The 16,587-nt window shown below is 69.6% G+C and carries 18 protein-coding genes; 2 read left to right on the top strand and 16 right to left on the bottom strand.

The window, feature by feature from the left end; genetic code table 11:
• Positions 1–666: 666 nt before the first annotated feature.
• The 3 genes from Tharo_RS01365 to Tharo_RS01355 form a co-directional block, all read right to left on the bottom strand.
• The gene (locus Tharo_RS01365) at positions 667–1,569 is read right to left on the bottom strand and encodes a nucleotidyl transferase AbiEii/AbiGii toxin family protein (protein WP_342749574.1); all 903 of its coding nucleotides are present in this window, start codon (positions 1,567–1,569) and stop codon (positions 667–669) included.
• Entirely contained in the window at positions 1,562–2,320 is a 759-nt protein-coding gene (locus Tharo_RS01360) for a type IV toxin-antitoxin system AbiEi family antitoxin domain-containing protein (protein ID WP_107219664.1), read from the bottom strand. The genes Tharo_RS01365 and Tharo_RS01360 overlap by 8 nt, the downstream gene beginning before the upstream one ends.
• 118 nt (positions 2,321–2,438) lie before the next feature.
• Positions 2,439–2,711, bottom strand: coding sequence for a hypothetical protein (locus Tharo_RS01355; RefSeq protein ID WP_107219663.1), 273 nt, complete (start codon positions 2,709–2,711; stop codon positions 2,439–2,441).
• Between the two features lie 196 nt (positions 2,712–2,907).
• Here Tharo_RS01355 and alr point away from each other — a divergent pair, with 196 nt between their 5' ends.
• The gene (alr, locus tag Tharo_RS01350; RefSeq protein ID WP_107219662.1) at positions 2,908–3,969 is read left to right on the top strand and encodes an alanine racemase; all 1,062 of its coding nucleotides are present in this window, start codon (positions 2,908–2,910) and stop codon (positions 3,967–3,969) included.
• Between the two features lie 29 nt (positions 3,970–3,998).
• Here alr and ccmI read toward each other — a convergent pair whose 3' ends face one another.
• From ccmI to Tharo_RS01295, 11 genes are all read right to left on the bottom strand, one after another.
• Positions 3,999–5,219 carry a c-type cytochrome biogenesis protein CcmI gene (ccmI, locus tag Tharo_RS01345; RefSeq protein ID WP_107219661.1) on the bottom strand — a complete coding sequence of 407 codons (1,221 nt, stop codon included), beginning with the start codon at positions 5,217–5,219 and terminating at the stop codon, positions 3,999–4,001.
• Entirely contained in the window at positions 5,216–5,737 is a 522-nt protein-coding gene (locus tag Tharo_RS01340; RefSeq protein WP_107222271.1) for a cytochrome c-type biogenesis protein, read from the bottom strand. The genes ccmI and Tharo_RS01340 overlap by 4 nt, the downstream gene beginning before the upstream one ends.
• Positions 5,738–5,783: 46 nt before the next feature.
• Positions 5,784–6,377 (bottom strand): DsbE family thiol:disulfide interchange protein, encoded by a 594-nt coding sequence (locus tag Tharo_RS01335; protein ID WP_107219660.1) that lies wholly within the window; start codon positions 6,375–6,377, stop codon positions 5,784–5,786.
• Positions 6,378–6,397: 20 nt separating this feature from the next.
• Entirely contained in the window at positions 6,398–8,380 is a 1,983-nt protein-coding gene (locus Tharo_RS01330; protein ID WP_107219659.1) for a heme lyase CcmF/NrfE family subunit, read from the bottom strand.
• 1 nt (position 8,381) lies between these two features.
• The gene (ccmE, locus tag Tharo_RS01325; protein ID WP_107219658.1) at positions 8,382–8,825 is read right to left on the bottom strand and encodes a cytochrome c maturation protein CcmE; all 444 of its coding nucleotides are present in this window, start codon (positions 8,823–8,825) and stop codon (positions 8,382–8,384) included.
• Entirely contained in the window at positions 8,822–9,049 is a 228-nt protein-coding gene (gene ccmD, locus Tharo_RS01320; RefSeq protein WP_170110003.1) for a heme exporter protein CcmD, read from the bottom strand. The genes ccmE and ccmD overlap by 4 nt, the downstream gene beginning before the upstream one ends.
• Positions 9,049–9,825, bottom strand: a complete 777-nt coding sequence (ccmC, locus tag Tharo_RS01315) for a heme ABC transporter permease CcmC (protein WP_107219657.1) — start codon at positions 9,823–9,825, stop codon at positions 9,049–9,051. Before ccmC ends, ccmD begins: the two co-directional genes overlap by 1 nt.
• A gap of 64 nt (positions 9,826–9,889) precedes the next feature.
• Complete coding sequence (gene ccmB / locus Tharo_RS01310) at positions 9,890–10,558, bottom strand: heme exporter protein CcmB (RefSeq protein ID WP_107219656.1); 669 nt, start codon at positions 10,556–10,558, stop codon at positions 9,890–9,892.
• Entirely contained in the window at positions 10,552–11,178 is a 627-nt protein-coding gene (gene ccmA, locus Tharo_RS01305) for a cytochrome c biogenesis heme-transporting ATPase CcmA (protein ID WP_107219655.1), read from the bottom strand. The genes ccmB and ccmA overlap by 7 nt, the downstream gene beginning before the upstream one ends.
• A gap of 79 nt (positions 11,179–11,257) precedes the next feature.
• Positions 11,258–11,902, bottom strand: a complete 645-nt coding sequence (gene narL / locus Tharo_RS01300) for a two-component system response regulator NarL (protein ID WP_107219654.1) — start codon at positions 11,900–11,902, stop codon at positions 11,258–11,260.
• Between the two features lie 83 nt (positions 11,903–11,985).
• Entirely contained in the window at positions 11,986–13,881 is a 1,896-nt protein-coding gene (locus tag Tharo_RS01295) for a HAMP domain-containing protein (RefSeq protein WP_107219653.1), read from the bottom strand.
• Positions 13,882–14,140: 259 nt separating this feature from the next.
• Here Tharo_RS01295 and Tharo_RS01290 point away from each other — a divergent pair, with 259 nt between their 5' ends.
• Positions 14,141–14,830 carry a Crp/Fnr family transcriptional regulator gene (locus Tharo_RS01290; RefSeq protein WP_107219652.1) on the top strand — a complete coding sequence of 230 codons (690 nt, stop codon included), beginning with the start codon at positions 14,141–14,143 and terminating at the stop codon, positions 14,828–14,830.
• 28 nt (positions 14,831–14,858) lie between these two features.
• On the opposite strand, the gene Tharo_RS01285 is transcribed toward Tharo_RS01290, so the two are convergent.
• Both Tharo_RS01285 and Tharo_RS01280 read right to left on the bottom strand, forming a co-directional pair.
• On the bottom strand, positions 14,859–16,280 hold the full coding sequence (locus Tharo_RS01285; protein ID WP_107219651.1) for an exonuclease domain-containing protein: 1,422 nt from the start codon (positions 16,278–16,280) through the stop codon (positions 14,859–14,861).
• 82 nt (positions 16,281–16,362) lie between these two features.
• Positions 16,363–16,551, bottom strand: a complete 189-nt coding sequence (locus Tharo_RS01280; protein WP_107219650.1) for a DUF3460 family protein — start codon at positions 16,549–16,551, stop codon at positions 16,363–16,365.
• Between the last annotated feature and the right edge of the window lie 36 nt (positions 16,552–16,587).

The raw sequence follows: 16,587 nt of genomic DNA, 5'->3' as shown, positions 1-16,587 counted from the left end.
CGCGCGGGGTTGCAGAGCGCGTGGTAGATCTGCCAGGGGTCCGCGTCCCTGCTCAGCTTGAGGACAGCCTGAATCAGGGCATGCTTGACCGGATCGAGGTGCCAATCCGGCACGCGCTGGCCACGGTTGCCGAGGTTCAGTGCGAGCAGATTGCCCGCCTTGATCTCGTAGCTGATCCACCGGCGGGACCGGTGCTGTGCGCAGTATTGCCTGGTGAGCGGAGGTGGTACATAATGCGGCACCATGGCTGTAAGCCATGCGGGAAAAGTATTTGTGAATCAATAAGTTGGCCTCAATCTTCTGATTCCTTCACCCGCTCCACGCATCATTCTGCGGACTTCCGCAGAAGTCCAAGAGAGTCTGCAAGTCCTTTCCGCACAAGGACTTTTCCTCTCTTTGACGTTCTGCCGCGATCCACTGCGATCCGCCCACAGGCGGGACTTTTAAGTCCACAAACAAGTCCATTTTTGCGGGCGCGCCTGATTCCGGATTGTTGATGGAGGGGCGAGGTCGACGTGACCAGCATCTGGTTCCTGACCCATGTTCAGGAGCAAGAGCATGGCACTCTCAGACCTGGCCTTTCGGCAGGCCAAGGCGTTTGCGCTGGAACAGCGAGAGCATGGCGAACCATCGGATGATGGGCTGCTCAGCGGTGCCTTGGCCTTTTCAAGACAGGGCCTTTCCCCTTGGCGCCCTTCCTTTGCCCCTTCCCAGCCCTTTGGCCTTTGTCCGAAGCCTTTGGGTATAGGGCCGCTGCTTCGTGGATGCCACGATGAATGCGGCATGGGGCAATCCCGGCAAGTGGGGCGCTGCGGGATGTTCGTCAGCTCTGGCCCAAGCCGGTGTCGAGGGCGGCGGATTGCGCTGCAGCCTGGCGCGAGCGTCGAGCAGTGTCTCCAGGGAACAGCTCACTTCGGTCATGCCGACAAAGGCCCGCTCGTACTCGCCGGCGATGTCCTTGTCGTTGCCGAACAGCACTTCGTGGGGTGGCCGGTTGTGACCCGCCAAATAGACCACGAAGCACTCGACCATGCCGTCGCTGATGTCGCCCGACTCAAAGAGCTGCCACACGTCGAACAGGTCGCGGGGGTGCTGCCGATCCAGCGCGGCCACCAGCTTGCTGGCGTACAGCTCGTCCGGTGCCAGAACCGGCAGATCGAACTCGACGCCGAACAGATCGCTGGTCCTGGCGCTCAGCGGCCGCCGCTCGACGGGCAGCACGCTGCCGCGGAACACGACATTGACCTCGATCTTCACCTGGCTGGCGTCGTTCTCGACGATCAGCTTGGTGTCGCCCAGGTCCTTGGCGCGAACCAGGCGTGTCTGCACGCCCAGTGGCGCAACACGCGTGGCGATGGCGGCCAGCTCCTGGTTGATGGTTTGCAGCGCTTCGTCGCGTGGCGTCTGCCACGGGAGGTACACCACGTCGATATCCACCGACAGGCGCGGCATGTCCCGCACGAAGAGGTTGATGGCCGTGCCACCCTTCATGGCGAAGATGTCGTTGGCGAACACGTCGGGCGCGACGGCCAGCAGCAGGCGAACGGTATCCGCGTAGGTCTTATCCATGAGGTCTCAGGCTCAGCAAGGTGCCATCATCGAGCCGGCTCATCCAGCGCGTGTTGCTGCCGGTGCGAACCGGGTACTGCTCCAGCAGGGCATCGACATCCACGAGGCTGGTCTCGCGCGCCCAGGTCAGGAACAGGCGCACGGCCTTCACGCTGGCGCAGCAGGACAGCAGTTGCCCGAGCAAGTCCTTGCGGGGGGAACGCAGTCCATCAAAGACGTTGCGGGCCTCTTCGAGGCTCTGCTTGACGCCGGCTTCGTACAGCAGCTCCAGAACGGCACGCTCGGAGGCAGCCACCCGCAGATCCTCGGGCAGGCCAGGCGGCGTGGTCAGGGTCTTGCTGGCCAGCGCCGTGTCCGGCCAGTCGAACAGGCGGGCGTGGACGTAGCGGGCCGGAAAGCGCGAGGTGAACCAGGCCGGCAACGCGAAACGACCGTCGCCCCACAGCACCAGCGCCTCCCGGCTGCCCAGGTTGTGCTGCACCCCCTGCAGGGCCAGGGCGCTCTTGCCGCCGACGTGCAGGCCGGGCACGCGCTGTTGCAGGAACTTCAGCGCACCGTAGACCCCGAACTCATCGTTCGGGAAGGCATAGACGCCATGGGCCAGGCGCACGAGCCACCCGCCGTCGGCATAGTGGGCGGCGAGCTGGGGCGACACCCCGAACTGGCTCAGGGTGGCAAGGTCGAACGGCGCCCCGCGGGGGAGTCCCGCCTGCAGTCGCTTGATTACCTTATGCCGTGAATTTATATCCATACTTTAAAAATATCACGGAATCCAATCAACCCTGCCAGCTATCGCAAGAACGAGTAGGAAAAGTAGCGCAACGCCTGATCTGCTGCAGCCTTTTGCTTTCCGGGGGTATACCGCCTCTTCAACCCGCCGCCCGGCGGCTCCGCCAGACGTCGAAATCGGCACGTTCGATTCGGGTCTGGCGAGCGTTGATGTTGCCCGGAAGATGCCGGCCGTCCCACTGCTCGGTTGCCCAACGCATCACGTCGGCGTGCAGTTCACCGCGCTGGATGGCGCTTGCCAGCAGCGTCTCGCCCTCGTGCACTCCAAGCCCCTCGGCACTCAGCAACTGCGCCGCCTCCCGCAGACTCAGCGTGGAGGCATTTTTTTGCCCGTGCTCCGATTCAGTGCTCATGCATGTCTCCCCGGCAGAACTCACAGTGCGGGTGTCCGCCCGCCTCTCCGGTGGGCGCTACGCTTCCGCTTACAGCTTAGCCCGCAGCAGGAGGCGGGGCCAGTCAGGTACGGGTCGTGGCACGGTACCGCCCGCGCATATTGCGATCCTCCCGGTTTCACTCCACCATGCCTGTTTGCCGCTCTCGTATCCCGCCATGCGCCCCGCCCGCGCCCTGATCGACCTCGACGCCCTCCGCCACAACTACCGCCTCGCCCGCCGGCGCCACGGCAGCCGGGCGCTCGCGGTGGTCAAGGCGAACGCCTACGGCCACGGCGCGGTGCGCTGCGCCCGGGCGCTCGCCGGCGAAGCCGACGGCTTCGCCGTCGCGTTCCTGGAAGAAGCGCTGGAGTTGCGCGCGGGCGGCATCGTCGGCCCGATCCTGCTGCTCGAGGGCGTGTTCGAAGCGCCCGAACTGGACGCGGCCGCCACCCACGGCCTGTGGCTGGTCGTGCACCACGAGGCCCAGTTGCGCATGCTGGAGACGACGCCGCTCGCCGCGCCGGTCGACGTCTGGCTGAAGATCAACACCGGCATGAACCGCGCCGGCTTCCTGCCCGACGCGGTCGAAGCCGCCTGGCGGCGCCTGCGCGCCTGCGGCAAGGTCGGCGAAATCGCCCTGATGACCCATTTCGCCCGTGCCGACGAGCCGCAGGTCATCACCACCGCCGAGCAGATCGCCCGTTTCGACGCCGCCACCGCGCGCCTGCACGGCGCCCGCAGCCTGGCCAACTCCGGCGCCATTCTCGGCTGGCCGCAGGCCCGCCGTGACTGGGCCCGCCCCGGCATCCTGCTCTACGGCGCCTCCCCCCTCGCCGCCGCCGACGACGGCCTGCAGCCGGTGATGACGCTGGAAAGCGCGGTGATGGCGGTGCGCGAGATCGCGCCGGGCGAGGCGCTCGGCTACGGCGGGCGCTTCGTCGCCGAGCGCCCGACCCGGGTCGGCCTGGTCGCGCTGGGCTATGCCGACGGCTATCCGCGGACGGTGCCCGACGGCACCCCGGTGAGCATCGACGGCGCCCCTGCCCGCTTGATCGGCCGGGTGTCGATGGACATGCTGACCGTGGACCTGAGCGCGCTGCCTGGTGCCGGGATCGGCAGCCGGGTCGAGCTGTGGGGGAAGGAAATCGCGGTGAACCGGGTCGCACAGGCCGCCGGAACGATCGCCTACGAGCTGCTGTGCAACGTCAAGCGGGTGCGCTTCGAGTATTGCGGCTGAACCGCGGCGGCGGGCCCCGCCTCGGCGGCTCAGTCGCGCACGCGGTCGATCACCACCTTCACTCCGTGCGCGTCGGCGGCCACCGGCGCGCTCGCGCCTTCGAGATCGCCGCTGCGCGGCGTGGCGTCGCCGCCTTTGGCAACGCGCGCCGCCACCACCACGCGCGCGGGCACCGGAACCTCCGCCCCCATCATCGGTGCCCCGTCGAAGCGGAAATCCACCGGCAGCTCGCTGCCCTTGAAGCGCAGCGCCGCCAGCGGCGGACCGCCGTCACCGCCGCGCACGAAGACGAACACCACGTCCTCGGGCGCGACCTGCGCGCCGAGCGCGCCATCGACTTCCAGACGGCCGCTCAGCGCCAGCGTCGCCCCCGGCGCCGCGCTGCCCGCATCGGCGGCGAGCGGAGCGAGGCCGGCTTTGGCGCGAGCCTCATCGACGCTGGCGCGCACGCCCTTGGCGACCTCCTCGCCGGGAGGAATCTGCGCCAGGATGCGCTCCCAGTAGCCTGCGGCAGCCGCGTAGTCGGCGCGCTGGTAGGCCGCCGTGCCGGCCAGCGCGAGCGCCTTCGGGTGCGTCGGCGCCACGTCCAGCGCCTGCTGCGCCAGCGCTTCGGCGTCGCCGGTGACCGTACCGCGCTGGATGGCGACGACGTCGGCCCAGTCGGAAAGCACATCGGGGTCGTTCGGCACCAGTTTCCCCAGGCGCGCGTAGGCCGCCTCGGCCTTGGCGTAGTCCTGCAGCACCAGATAGGTGCGGGAAAGCATCCTCCAGCCTTCGACACTGTCGGGCTCCTGCGCCAGGCGCGCTTCGAGGGCACCGACCATCTCCGCCACCTGAGCCTGGGTGAAGCCCTGCTGGCCGGCAACGTTCTGCGGATCGAGGGCCTCGGGCTCACCGAGCGCCAGATAGCCGGCCACCGCCAGCGCCGGCACGCCCAGCGCGAGTCCCAGCGCCCAGGCGCGACGGGGGCGGGAATCGGCCGCTCCGGTCGCTTCCACTGCGGCCTCGCCCTCTTCCAGGGCGCGGCGCTCGAGTTCCTCGCGGCTTTGGGCGTGGCTGGCGGAGTCGATGTGGCCGGCGGCCAGCTCAGTATCGAGCTCGACCAGTTGCTCGCGCAGGACGGCCAGCGCCAGCGCCTCCTGCCGGGCCTGCGCCCGCCGCTGCCGCGCTCCCGCCCCCAGCAGCGGCGGCAGGATCAACAGCAGTGCGCCCGCCAGCAGCAGGCAGACAAACAAGACGAAGACGGTCACGAGCGGGACTCCGGGGATTCAGGGGGGGCGGCGGGCGCTTCACCGCCGGCCAGCAGGGCACGGGCGCGGGCGCGTTCGGCCGTGCTCAGCGCACCTTCGGCGGCGGTTTCGGCCTGGCGCCGGCGCAGGCGGTAAGCCAGCCAGCCGGCGCCGCCGAGCAGCAGCAGCAGCGGTCCGCTCCACAACAGGGCGGTGGTGGCCTTGAACGGCGGCTCGTAGAGGACGAAGTCGCCATAACGGGCGACCAGATAATCGATCACTTCGCCCTTGCTGTTGCCGGCGGCGAGCTGCTCGCGGACCTGGTTGCGCAAGTCCACCGCGAGCGGCGCGTTGGATTCGGCGATCGACTGGTTCTGGCACACGAGGCAGCGCAGCTTGTGCGCCAAGGCCATGACGTCGGCCTCGAGCGCGGGGTCGGCGACCACCGCCGGCGCCACGCCGGGATCGACCGCCGCCGCCGGCGCGTCAGCTGCCTGCGCGGCCGGCGCCAGCCCCAGCACGCCGACGAGGACGAGCATGCCGAAGGCGCCGGACAAGCGCCGCCCGGGCGCGGCGGACAAGCGTTCAACCGGCACGGCGGACCTCCTCGATCCGGGGCAGCAGCTCGTTCTGCAGGCTGTCCGGGGTGATCGGGCCGATGTGCTTGTAGCGGATCCGGCCTTCGCGGTCGATGAGGAAAGTTTCGGGCACGCCATAGACGCCGAAGTCGATCCCGACCCGGCCGTCGATGTCGAGCACCGACAAGGCGTAGGGGTCGCCGTGATCGGTGAGCCAGCGCCGGGCACGCTCGATCGCCAGCCCGGTCTCGGCTTCGGGCGCCATGCCGCGGATGTTGATCGCACCGTCGCCGCGCACTTCCTTGTAGTTGAGGCCGACGATCGGCACCAGCTTCTGCTGCGCCATCCGCACCAGCACCGGGTGCTCCTGGCGGCAGGCCACGCACCACGACGCCCAGACGTTGAGCAGCCACACTTCGCCGCGCATCTCCTCGAGGGCGAAGCGCTGCTCGGGCTGGTCGAGGCGGGCGAGGCTGAAACCGGGCGCCGGCTTGTCGATCAGCGGCGAAGGCACTTCGCGCGGGTTGAGGGTCAGGCCGAAGGCGAGGAATCCCGCCAGACCGAAGAACAACGCGAGGGGAACGAGAAACTTGGCTTTCATGGAAATCCTCGATGCTCCGCTCAGACCGGGGCCGGCATGCGCTGGCCGGCGCCAACGGCGGCGTCACGCGCGGCCAGGCGGCGGTAGCGGCGATCGGCAACGGCGAACAGCCCGCCCAGCCCCATCAGCAGGCAGCCGAGCCAGACCCAGCTGATGAAGGGCTTGTAGTACAGGCTGACGATCCAGGCGCCGTCCTCGAGCTGCTCGCCGAGCGACACATAGACGTCGCGGAACGGGCCGATGTCGATCGCGGCTTCGGTCATCGGCATGCCCTGCGCCCAGTACAGGCGCTTTTCCGGAGTCAGGGTAGCGATCGCGCGACCGTCGCGGGCGACGTCGACGATGCCGCGCTCGGCGTCGTAGTTGGGGCCGTCGGCCTCGACCGCACCGCGGAAAGTGAAGCTGTAGCCGGCCAGCTCGGCATGCTGCCCGGGCTGCATCCGGACGTCGAGATGCTGGTCCAGGCTGCCGACCAGAGTCACCCCGGTGATGAACACGCCGACGCCGAGGTGGGCGAACCACATGCCCCACCACGACGCGGTGATCGCGCGCAGGCGCGAGGCGATGGACGCCCCGGCGCGCTCCCGCAGCCGGCCATGGAGCAGTTGCAGGCTGGCCAGCCCGACCCAGGCCGCGAGCGCCAGGCCGAGCGCGGTGCGCCAGGTCAGGTGATCGACAGCGAAGGCGACCCCGACCCCGATCGCAACGCTGGCGATGAAGGCCGGCGCCACCTTGCGCAGCGCCGCGGCAAGGTCGTCGTCCTTCCAGCGCAGGAAGGGGCCGAACATCATCAGCACCACCACCGGCGTCATCAGCGGCACGAACACCGCTTCGAAGTAGGGCGGGCCGACGGAGATCTTGCCCAGGCCGAGGGCGTCGAGAAACAGCGGGTACAGCGTGCCGAGCAGCACCGAAGCCGACGCCACGGTGAGCAGCACGTTGTTGCCGAGCAGCGTGGTCTCGCGCGAGACGAAGCCGAAGCTGCCGCCACCGGCCAGCTTCGGTGCACGCACCGCGTACAGCAGCAGCGAGAAGCCGATCACCACCACCAGCAGGGCAAGGATGTAGAGGCCGCGCTTGGGATCGGTGGCAAAGGCATGGACGCTGGTGATGACGCCCGAACGCACGAGGAAGGTCCCCAGCAGCGACAGCGAGAACGCGCCGATCGCCAGCAGCACCGTCCAGCTGCGGAAGGCGCCGCGCTTCTCGGTGACGGCGAGCGAATGCATCAGCGCAGTACCCAGCAGCCAGGGCATGAAGGAGGCGTTCTCCACCGGATCCCAGAACCACCAGCCGCCCCAGCCCAGCTCGTAGTAGGCCCAGCCCGAACCGACCGCAATGCCGGCGGTGAGGAACACCCACGCCACCGTCGTCCACGGCCGCGACCAGCGCGCCCAGGCCGCGTCCATGCGCCCCGACAGCAGCGCGGCGATGGCGAAGGCGAACGCCACCGAGAAGCCGACGTAGCCCATGTAGAGCAGCGGCGGGTGGATGATCATTCCCGGATCCTGCAGCAGCGGGTTCAGGTCGCGCCCGTCGGCCACGGCCGGCAGCAGGCGGTCGAAGGGGTTGGAGGTGACCAGCATGAACGAGATGAAGCCGGCGCTGACCCAGCCCAGCACCCCGAGCACGCGGGCGAGGAAGGCTTCGGGCAGATGGCGCGAGAACACCGTCACCGCCACCGTCCACAGCGCCAGCGACATCGCCCACAGCAAGAGCGAGCCTTCGTGGTTGCCCCACACGCCGGTGATCTTGTAGAAGATCGGAGTCGCGCTGTGCGAGTTCGACGCCGCCAGCTGCACCGAGAAGTCGCTGCTGACAAAGGCCCAGGTCAGGCACAGGTAGCTGACCAGGATGAAGAGGAACTGTCCCTGCGCCGCGGGGCGGCCGACCTCCATCAGCGCCAGGCTGTTGCGGCGGGCGCCCACGAGCGGCACTACCGCCTGCACCAGGGACAGCACCAGGGCGAGGATCAGGGCGAAATGTCCGAGTTCGGGAATCATGTCACTGGCTCACCGTCTGCGCGGCCTTCTGCGCCTGCTCCACGGCATGCGCGGCTTCGGGCGGCATGTAGTTCTCGTCGTGCTTGGCGAGCACTTCGGTGGCGCGGAACACGCCGCCTTCGAGGCGGCCCTGCACCACCGCGCCCTTGCCTTCCTTGAACAGGTCGGGAAGCGTGCCGCGATAGGTCACGGGAATGATCTTCGCGGTGTCGGTGATCGCGAAGCGCACGGTCAGGCCGTCGGCCTCGCGCGCGATCGAACCTTCCTCGACCATTCCACCGATGCGGAAGGTCTTGCCGGTCGGCGCCTTGCCTGCGGCCACTTCGGACGGCGTATGGAAGAACACCAGGTTCTGCTGGAACGCGCTCAGCACCAGGGCCACCGCGGCCACCAGCAGGGCGACGCCGCTGCCGACGAGGATCAGACGTTTGTTGCGGGCTTTCATCTTTCGGACTCCGTGGCGGGTTCGGGCTCACCGCCGTTTTGCCTGCCGGCATCCTTGCCGAGCGCGCGCCGCCAACGCAGCAGGCGGCGCGTAGTGTCTTTCCGGCGCTGGAGCACGAGCATCAGCTCGAGCGCCACCAGGACGAGGGCGAGGCCGTAGCTACCCCACACGTAAAAGGCCGCGCCCCCCATGTCCCAGAACGCGGACCAGCTTTCCCACGACATCAGGCACGCCCTCCGCCGGTTCGCAGTTCTTGTTCGAGCACCACCCCCACCCACTCGGTATGGCGTTCGCGCTCGAGGATCATCGGCCGCACCCGCCACAGGACCACCGCCAGGGTGTAGGCCCAGGACGCGAGCGCCATCACCAGCATCCCGGCGAGCATGGTCGCGGCCATCGACGGCGCCTTGGTCAGACTCACCGAGGCGCCCTGGTGTAAGGTGTTCCACCACTGCACCGAGAAATAGATGATCGGCACGTTCACCGCGCCGACCAGGGCGATGATCGCCCCGGCACGGTCGGCACGGCGCGGATCCTCGATCGCGCGGGTGAGGGCGATGAAACCGAAATACAGGAACAGCAGCAGCAGCTGCGAGGTCAGGCGCGCATCCCACACCCAGTACGCCCCCCAGGTCGGCTTGCCCCACAGCGCGCCAGTCCACAACGCGACGACGCAGAACAGCGCCCCGGTCGGGGCCAGCGCCTGGCTCATGAGGAAGGACAGGCGGGTGTTCATGACCAGGCCGACCGCCGACCAGAACGCCATCACCAGGTAGATGAACATCGACATCCAGGCTGCCGGCACGTGGATGAAGATCACCCGGTAGACCTCGCCCTGGGTGGCGTCGGTGGGGGCGACGAAAAAGCCCAGCCACAGGCCGGCCACACCGAGCACCGCGGCCACCGCCGCGAACCGGGGCGCGAGCCGGCCGGCAAGAGGATAGAAGTTCTGCGGGGCGGCGAAGCGGAACAGGCTGCGAGCGCGTTCGGGTTTGTTCATGCGCTGAAAAGTCGCTGTACAGGTTGGCAGAGCCCTCTTCGGGAAAGCGTCCGCAAGGTTGTCATCAATCGGTCGAAATTCTCAGCGCCGCCGCGCACGCCATCGGAGCGAGCGCGAGCGCGCCGGCCAGCCCACCCCCCAGCAGCAGCAGATGGGCCGCCGCGCCGGAGCCGGACAGCTCCGCCTCCACCGCGCCGGCGCCGAAGATCAGCACCGGCACGAACAGCGGCAGCACCAGCAGCGCCAGCAACATGCCGCCCCCGCGCAGGCCCAGGGTCAGCGCCGCGCCCACCGCTCCGAGCAGGGCCAGGATCGGCGTGCCGAGCGTCAAACTTAGTACCAGCACCGCCAGACCACCTTGCTCCAGGTCAAGCAGCAAGGCCATCGCCGGCGCCACCGCGACCACCGGCAGGCCGGTGCTGAGCCAGAACGCGAGCACTTTTGCCGTCACCCACAACGCAGCCGGCTCCCTAGACAGGAGAAGCTGCTCCAAGGTTCCATCGACGTAGTCCTGGGCGAACAGGCGGTGCAGCGACAGCAGGCAGGCGAGCAGCGCCGCCACCCACAGCACGCCGGGGGCGATCGCACGCAGCTGGTTGGGTTCGGCACCGACGCCGAACGGGAACAGGCAGACCACGATGATGAAGAAGGCGAGCGTGACCAGCACGTCGGCGCGGCCGCGCCAGGCGAGCAGCAGATCGCGGCGCAGCACGGCCAGGAAAGTGCTCAGCACGCGAAGGCTCCGACGTCGAGCACCGCCGGCGGCGTCGCGAACGGCGCATCCTGGTGGGTGGTCAGCATCACCATGCCGCCGCCGGCACAGTGCGCCGACAAGGTGGCGGCAAGATCGGCCACGGCATGGACGTCGAGCGCGGTAAACGGCTCGTCGAGCACCCACAGCGGCCGCGCGGCGGACAGGAACAGGCGCGCCAGGCCGACGCGCCGGCGCTGGCCCTGGGACAGTACCCGCGCCGGCAGATCGAGCTGACGGGCGAGACCGATCCGCTCCAGGGCCCGGATGCAGGCCTCCTCGTCGACCTCGTCGCCGGCGGCGGCGCAAGCGAAGCGCAGGTTCTCCAGCGGGCTCAGCAGATCGTTGAGCGCCGGCGCATGGCCGAGGTAGAGCAGCTCGGCATGGAAGGCCTCGCGCTCGCGGCGGGTGGAGCGGTCGCGCCAGCGCAGCTCCCCGGCCTCGGGCAGGGCCAGCCCGGTGACCAGGCGCAGCAGGCTGGTCTTGCCCACGCCGTTGGGTCCGGCCACGCGCAGCAGGCCGCCCGCCTGCAGGCGGAAGGCGAGGCCGTGGAACAGCAGGCGGTCGCCCTTCAGGCAGGCGAGATCTCGGGCTTCAAGCATGGGGAAGGATTGAACCACAGCATGCTGCATTGCGCCATCCCGACCGCGGCGAAGGCGGTCGCGGGCGGCAGCGCAGGACTCAGCCGCGCATGTGCTCGACCGCCCAGACCGCGGCTTCGACCCGCGAGCGCAGGTCGAGCTTGCGCAGGATGTGCTTGACGTGGACCTTCACCGTGCCTTCGGCGATGTCGAATTCGCGTCCGATATGCTTGTTCGACAGCCCGGCGGCGATCCTTTCGAGGATGCGGACTTCCTGCTCGGTGAGCCCGGCGGCGGCGACCGACTGCGGCCGGGCCTCGCTGCGCAGCGCGGCGGCGAGCAGGTGGTTGAGCTGCGGCGGGATCACGACCCGGCCGGCGGCGACTTCGGCGAGGGCGCCGAGCATCTCTTCCGGCTCCATGTCCTTGAGCAGGTAGGCGTCGGCGCCGCCGCGCAGCGCCGCGACCACGTCCTCACCCTGGTCCGACACCGTCACCATCACCACGCGTGCGCCGATGCGCGTACCGCGCAGGCTGCGCAACACGTCCAGCCCGCTCATGTCGCGCATGTTCAGGTCGAGCAGGACCAGATCGGGCTGCAGCGCGCGCGCCATGGCGAGCCCTTCCTCGCCGCTGGCGGCCTCGCCGACCAGCCGGAAGCCGTCGATCGTCCGCAGCAGCTGCGCCAGCCCTTTGCGGAAAAGCGGATGGTCGTCCACGATCAGGACCAATTGCGTTTCGTTCATCGTCAAGGCAGCTCCGGCTTCAAATTCCGCCCAGGGGCGGTCGGGTTCGGTGCGGCGGGCGCTCGGGGCCTGCCCGCCTGTCGTCAGTCGGTCGCGGTGCGTGCGACCTTGCCGCCGAAAGCGCCGCCAGCCAGCACCCGCGCCGCCGCGAAGCGCACCCCGACGCGGGTGCCGCCTTCCGCACGGTTGCCGATTTCGATCTCGCCGCCGAGGCTGTGGGCGCGCTCACGCATGATCGACAGTCCGTGGTGGTTGCGCGCATCCTCGGGCGGGGCGCCGAGGCCGACGCCGTCATCCTCGACTTCGATCCCGACTTCGCCGCCGGCATTGCCGAGCACGGCCACCCGGGCCCGGCGCGCACCGGCGTGGCGCACCATGTTCGACAAGGCTTCGCGCACGATCTGCAGGACATGCACTTCCTGGTTCGGACTGAGGACACAGTCGCCCAGGCGCAACTCGAGCGCCACCTCGAGCTTGCCGCGCGCGCCGTACTCCCGCGCCGCGTCGCCGAGCAGGCGGTCGAGGTCGCCGGACAGACCGAGGCGGAACGACACCAGCAACTCGCGCAACTGGCGGTAGGCGGCATTGATCCCCGCGCGCAGGTCGACCAGGATCGGCCCGGCTTCGGCCGCGCGCGCCGGATCGCCGGCCACGCGCTGCAGCAGGCTGGCCTGGATCTTCATGTACGACAGCGCCTGCGCGAGCGAGTCGTGCAGTTCGCGCGCGATCACCGAACGTTCATCCTGCAGTGCGAGCAGGCGCTCCTGCTCGCCGCGCCGCGCCGCGCCCAGCGCCATGCCGATGTGGCGCGACAAGGCCTCGACGAGCTGGCGCTGCCAGTCCTCCAGGCCCGCTCCCGGCGGCAGCGCCAGACGCAACATGCCGTAGTGATGCTCGCGGTCGCGCAGCGGAAAGCGCAGCAGGTCGCCGTCGCCGGGAACCATGCTGGTGCGGCAGTCGGCGCACGCGTCCCCGCCGCGGGCGATGCGTTCGGGGCAGGCGCCGAACGTCGACGCGATCACCGCCGCTGCGGCCTCGGCCTGCGGCTCGATGCACACGAAGCTGCCGCTCAACCCGGCGACCCGGTCGATGTCGCGCAGCGTGGCCTCATAGGCTTCGGGCGCGGTCGGGCTGTGATAAAGACGGGTGATCGCGTGGTAGAGCAGTTCCAGCGCGCGGTTGCTGCGCTGCAGTTCGGCGGTCTTCTCGGCGACATGGCGCTCGAGGTTGCCGTACAGCTTCTCCAGTTCGCCCGCCATCAGGTTGAACGAGGTGCCGACGCGGCCGATTTCGTCTTCCCCGGTGTTGCCCACGCGCACGCTGAAGTCACCCCCGGCGATGCGTCGCGCCGCCTCGAGGAGGCCGCCGAGCGGGCGCAGCAAGGCGCGGTAGAGCAGACCGAGCGCGATCACGGCGACGATCAGGGTCAGCCCCATCGCCAGCGCCAGAGTCTGGTGCAGGCCGTGGATGCGGGTCTCGTTGTCGTGCTCGAGCCCCGCCACTAGCGCATCGATCTGTTCGACGAAGGCATCGACCTCGGTCAGCAGCCGCTCGATTCCGCCCGCCGACAGCGCGCCCGCCCCGGACAGGGCCTCGAACCGCGGCTTCAGGCTCGAACGCCACGCCGCGTGCACGCCGCGGTAGGCCACGGCGAACGACGCCTGCGGCGCACGCGCGATCGCCTGTGCCAGCGCCGGGTGTTCGAGCTGGCGCTCGAAGTCGCCGATCACCGCCAGCCCGCGCGCCGACAAGCCACGTCCTCCAAGGCTGTCTACCGCGGCCAGGCTCGGAATGCGTTGCGCATAGCGGCGGAGGCTGCCGGCGACCTTGATCGCCTCGGTGCTGCTGCGCGCGCGCTCGACGACCAGCACCGAGGCGCTCATTCCGGCGAGACCGATCAGCGCCAGCGTCAGCATCGCCACCGTCACCAGCAGCATGATCGAGCGCCGCAGCACCGGCGGCGGGAGCTGCATGTTCATCCGCACGCCCCCGTCACGCCGGCACTGCCGGCAACAACGTGGACATATCCATTTTTCCCCGCAAGCGCGCCGTCGGTCGGTGAAAACTCCATAGATTCAGCATCCTCCATCGGATCACGGGAACGATTCCATACCTCCTTGGAGGTACATGGCAGGAATCCCACCCACGCATCCGCCATCCCCGGAGATCGGTGACCCGGCCGGGAAGGCTAGTGTACAAACCCGCCACAGCCTGCTGCGGCTGGCCATGGAGTACAACATGAAAACCAAACGACAATGCCCGCCCCCCCCTCTTTCCGACTTCGCCCCCTTCGACCTCCTCGATCCCCCCACGCTCGAACGCGTCAGCGCCAGTGTCCGCCCGATCCACGCCGCGCGCGGTGAGCTGCTGGTGCAGCGCGACGACCGCCCGCGCGGCGTCCACCTCGTCGTCGACGGCGACGTGAAGTGTTTCGTGCTGTCCCCTTCGGGCAGCGAGAAAATCATCCGCATCGCCACCAGCGGCGCCTTCTTCGGCGAAGACGCCGCCCTCCTCGATCGTCCCCACGTCGTCAATGCGCAGGCCATGCGCGCCTGCGAGCTGCTGCTGGTGCCGACCGCGGCGCTGCGGGGCGCGATGGACGCCTCCCACCGCTTCTGTACGGCGATGGGCCTGCGCCTGGCCGCCGCCAGCCACGACCTGATGTCGACGCTGCAGCTGCAGCTGCAGCTGAGCAGCACGCAGCGGGTCGCCCACTATCTGACCCGGCTGGCGCCGGAAGATGCCGAACATTGGGAAATTCACCTCGAAACCGACAAGCAGACCATCGCCGCCCAGCTCAACCTGACTCCGGAGACGCTGTCGCGGGTGCTGGCGCACTTCGTCCGCGAAGGCCTGATCCGGCCCCGCGGCCGGCGCGGCATGGTCCTCAACAAGCTGTCGCAGCTGCGTACCTGCGCCGCGCACTAGCGCGCCCGCGGCGGGCGCCGGCGCAGGCTCACAGCAGCCGCACGCGGTCCGGATTGCCCGGCACCGCGAGCCAGCGGCTGAAGATCCGCCAGATGTCGAGATCGAACGCCGGAGTCCGCTCCGCGGCCGCCGCCAGCGCATCGACGGAGTCCGCGCTGGCGAGGTGGCACCAGCGCGCGAACAGGTGGAAGGCCTCGCGCCCGCTGTCGGCGTGGCGCTCGCCGACGACCACCGCACCTGGCCACGGCCAGGGTTTGACACGCACCGCCTCGAGCGCGGCGGCCAGGCGCGCGTCGTGCTCGGCCGGGGTTTCCCGGCCGGCGCACACTCCGGCGCAGCGCCGGGCGGCATGGGCGCTGCAGGCGCCGGTAGCGCCCGCCTCGAGGCCGAGGCGGCGCGGACACAGGCGGTACAGCAGGGCCAGCTCGCGCAGCAGGTTGTCGGCTTCGCGCGGCGTGCGGAACGCGCCGTACAGCCCGTCCCAGCTGCCGGGGTCGCTACCGGCGATCTTCACCCGCTGCCAGATCGGCGGGCGCCGGCGGTTTTCCAGCAGGCGCAGGGCGAAAGCCTCCGCGCCGCTCTCGGGGGCACGGTTGGCGCTCGGGCGCAAGGCGCACAACAGCGCGTGCTCGAGCAGCTGCGCGCCCAGCTCGCCGGCCGTCTCGCGCCACTCCACGCGCTGCACCTGCGCCGCCAGGCTGGCATCGCGGCCCTTGCGCGCGGCGCCGGAAAAATGCTCCTTGACCCGCGCCCGCAGGCTCGCCGCGCGGCCGATGTAGAGCGGACGGTCGCTGCGCCCGGGCGGCGGCGCCTCGGCCTCGGCGTGCAACAGGTACACGCCGGGCACGTCGGGGAGCGCTTCGAGCAGGCCCTCGGGCAGGCCGGGCGGGGTCTGCGGCGCCTTCATCGCCCGCGCCACCGCCTGCTCGAGCACTTCGGCGGCAAAGCCCGCACGGGCGAGCTGAACGAACTGCCACAGCACTTCGGCGTCGCCCATCGCCCGGTGGCGTGCGGTACACACCAAGCTGTGACGCTCGATCAAGGCATCGAGGCCGTGGCGGTGATGCTCGGGATAGAGCGCGCGCGAGAGCTTGACCGTGCACAGCACCGGGGCGTCGAATTCGCGCCCGCTGCGGGCGAAGGCGTTCTTGATGAAGCCGTAGTCGAAACGGGCGTTGTGGGCGACGAAGACGCAGCCCTCGAGGAGGCCGGCGACCGTGTCGGCGACGGCCTCGAACGCGGGCGCGCCCGCGACCATGTCATCGCTGATGCCGGTCACGCCCTGGATCAGGGCGGGAATCGGCCGACCGGGGTCGACCAGGCTGTCCCAGCGCGCAACGACCTCGCCGTCCTCGACGCGGAGGATGGCGATCTCGGTGATGCGATCGCGCACCGGGTGGGCGCCGGTGCTCTCGACGTCGATGAAGGCGAGGCGGCGCGGCAGGCTCATCGGCGCGCGCCCGTCAGCGCAGGGGCACCGCCCCGCCCCGGGCAGCCGCCCGCGCCGCGGGGGAACCGCCGCCGGTCAGCACTCAATGGCCGACGTCGTAGTAGTAGGGCTTGACCGGGACCCGCGCCTGCGCCAGGCGCTGCTGCTCGGTGAGGTCCTGCGGTTTGTCCCACCACAGCGCGCGCCCTTTCTGCTGCTCCTCGCGCTGCTCGGGGTGCTTTTCCATCCATTCGCGCATGAATCGGGTGTGTTCGGATTCGTACATCGCCATTTCGGCTCGCTCCACGGGTCATCGGTACAGGGGGCG

It is taken from the genome of Thauera aromatica K172 (assembly GCF_003030465.1).
Taxonomy (GTDB): domain Bacteria; phylum Pseudomonadota; class Gammaproteobacteria; order Burkholderiales; family Rhodocyclaceae; genus Thauera; species Thauera aromatica.
The sequence above is the reverse complement of the archived record's forward strand: the minus strand, read 5'-3'. Positions and strand labels throughout refer to the sequence as shown.

Bases quoted from the DNA above. Each gene is read 5' to 3' on its own strand.
- Tharo_RS01365 (WP_342749574.1), bottom strand. From the start codon at position 1,569: ATGGATAAGACCTACGCGGATACCGTTCGCCTGCTGCTGGCCGTCGCG.
- Tharo_RS01360 (WP_107219664.1), bottom strand. From the start codon at position 2,320: ATGGATATAAATTCACGGCATAAGGTAATCAAGCGACTGCAGGCGGGA.
- Tharo_RS01355 (WP_107219663.1), bottom strand. From the start codon at position 2,711: ATGAGCACTGAATCGGAGCACGGGCAAAAAAATGCCTCCACGCTGAGT.
- alr (WP_107219662.1), top strand. From the start codon at position 2,908: ATGCGCCCCGCCCGCGCCCTGATCGACCTCGACGCCCTCCGCCACAAC.
- Tharo_RS01340 (WP_107222271.1), bottom strand. From the start codon at position 5,737: ATGCTCGTCCTCGTCGGCGTGCTGGGGCTGGCGCCGGCCGCGCAGGCA.
- Tharo_RS01335 (WP_107219660.1), bottom strand. From the start codon at position 6,377: ATGAAAGCCAAGTTTCTCGTTCCCCTCGCGTTGTTCTTCGGTCTGGCG.
- Tharo_RS01330 (WP_107219659.1), bottom strand. From the start codon at position 8,380: ATGATTCCCGAACTCGGACATTTCGCCCTGATCCTCGCCCTGGTGCTG.
- ccmE (WP_107219658.1), bottom strand. From the start codon at position 8,825: ATGAAAGCCCGCAACAAACGTCTGATCCTCGTCGGCAGCGGCGTCGCC.
- ccmD (WP_170110003.1), bottom strand. From the start codon at position 9,049: ATGTCGTGGGAAAGCTGGTCCGCGTTCTGGGACATGGGGGGCGCGGCC.
- ccmC (WP_107219657.1), bottom strand. From the start codon at position 9,825: ATGAACAAACCCGAACGCGCTCGCAGCCTGTTCCGCTTCGCCGCCCCG.
- ccmA (WP_107219655.1), bottom strand. From the start codon at position 11,178: ATGCTTGAAGCCCGAGATCTCGCCTGCCTGAAGGGCGACCGCCTGCTG.
- narL (WP_107219654.1), bottom strand. From the start codon at position 11,902: ATGAACGAAACGCAATTGGTCCTGATCGTGGACGACCATCCGCTTTTC.
- Tharo_RS01295 (WP_107219653.1), bottom strand. From the start codon at position 13,881: ATGAACATGCAGCTCCCGCCGCCGGTGCTGCGGCGCTCGATCATGCTG.
- Tharo_RS01290 (WP_107219652.1), top strand. From the start codon at position 14,141: ATGAAAACCAAACGACAATGCCCGCCCCCCCCTCTTTCCGACTTCGCC.
- Tharo_RS01285 (WP_107219651.1), bottom strand. From the start codon at position 16,280: ATGAGCCTGCCGCGCCGCCTCGCCTTCATCGACGTCGAGAGCACCGGC.
- Tharo_RS01280 (WP_107219650.1), bottom strand. From the start codon at position 16,551: ATGGCGATGTACGAATCCGAACACACCCGATTCATGCGCGAATGGATG.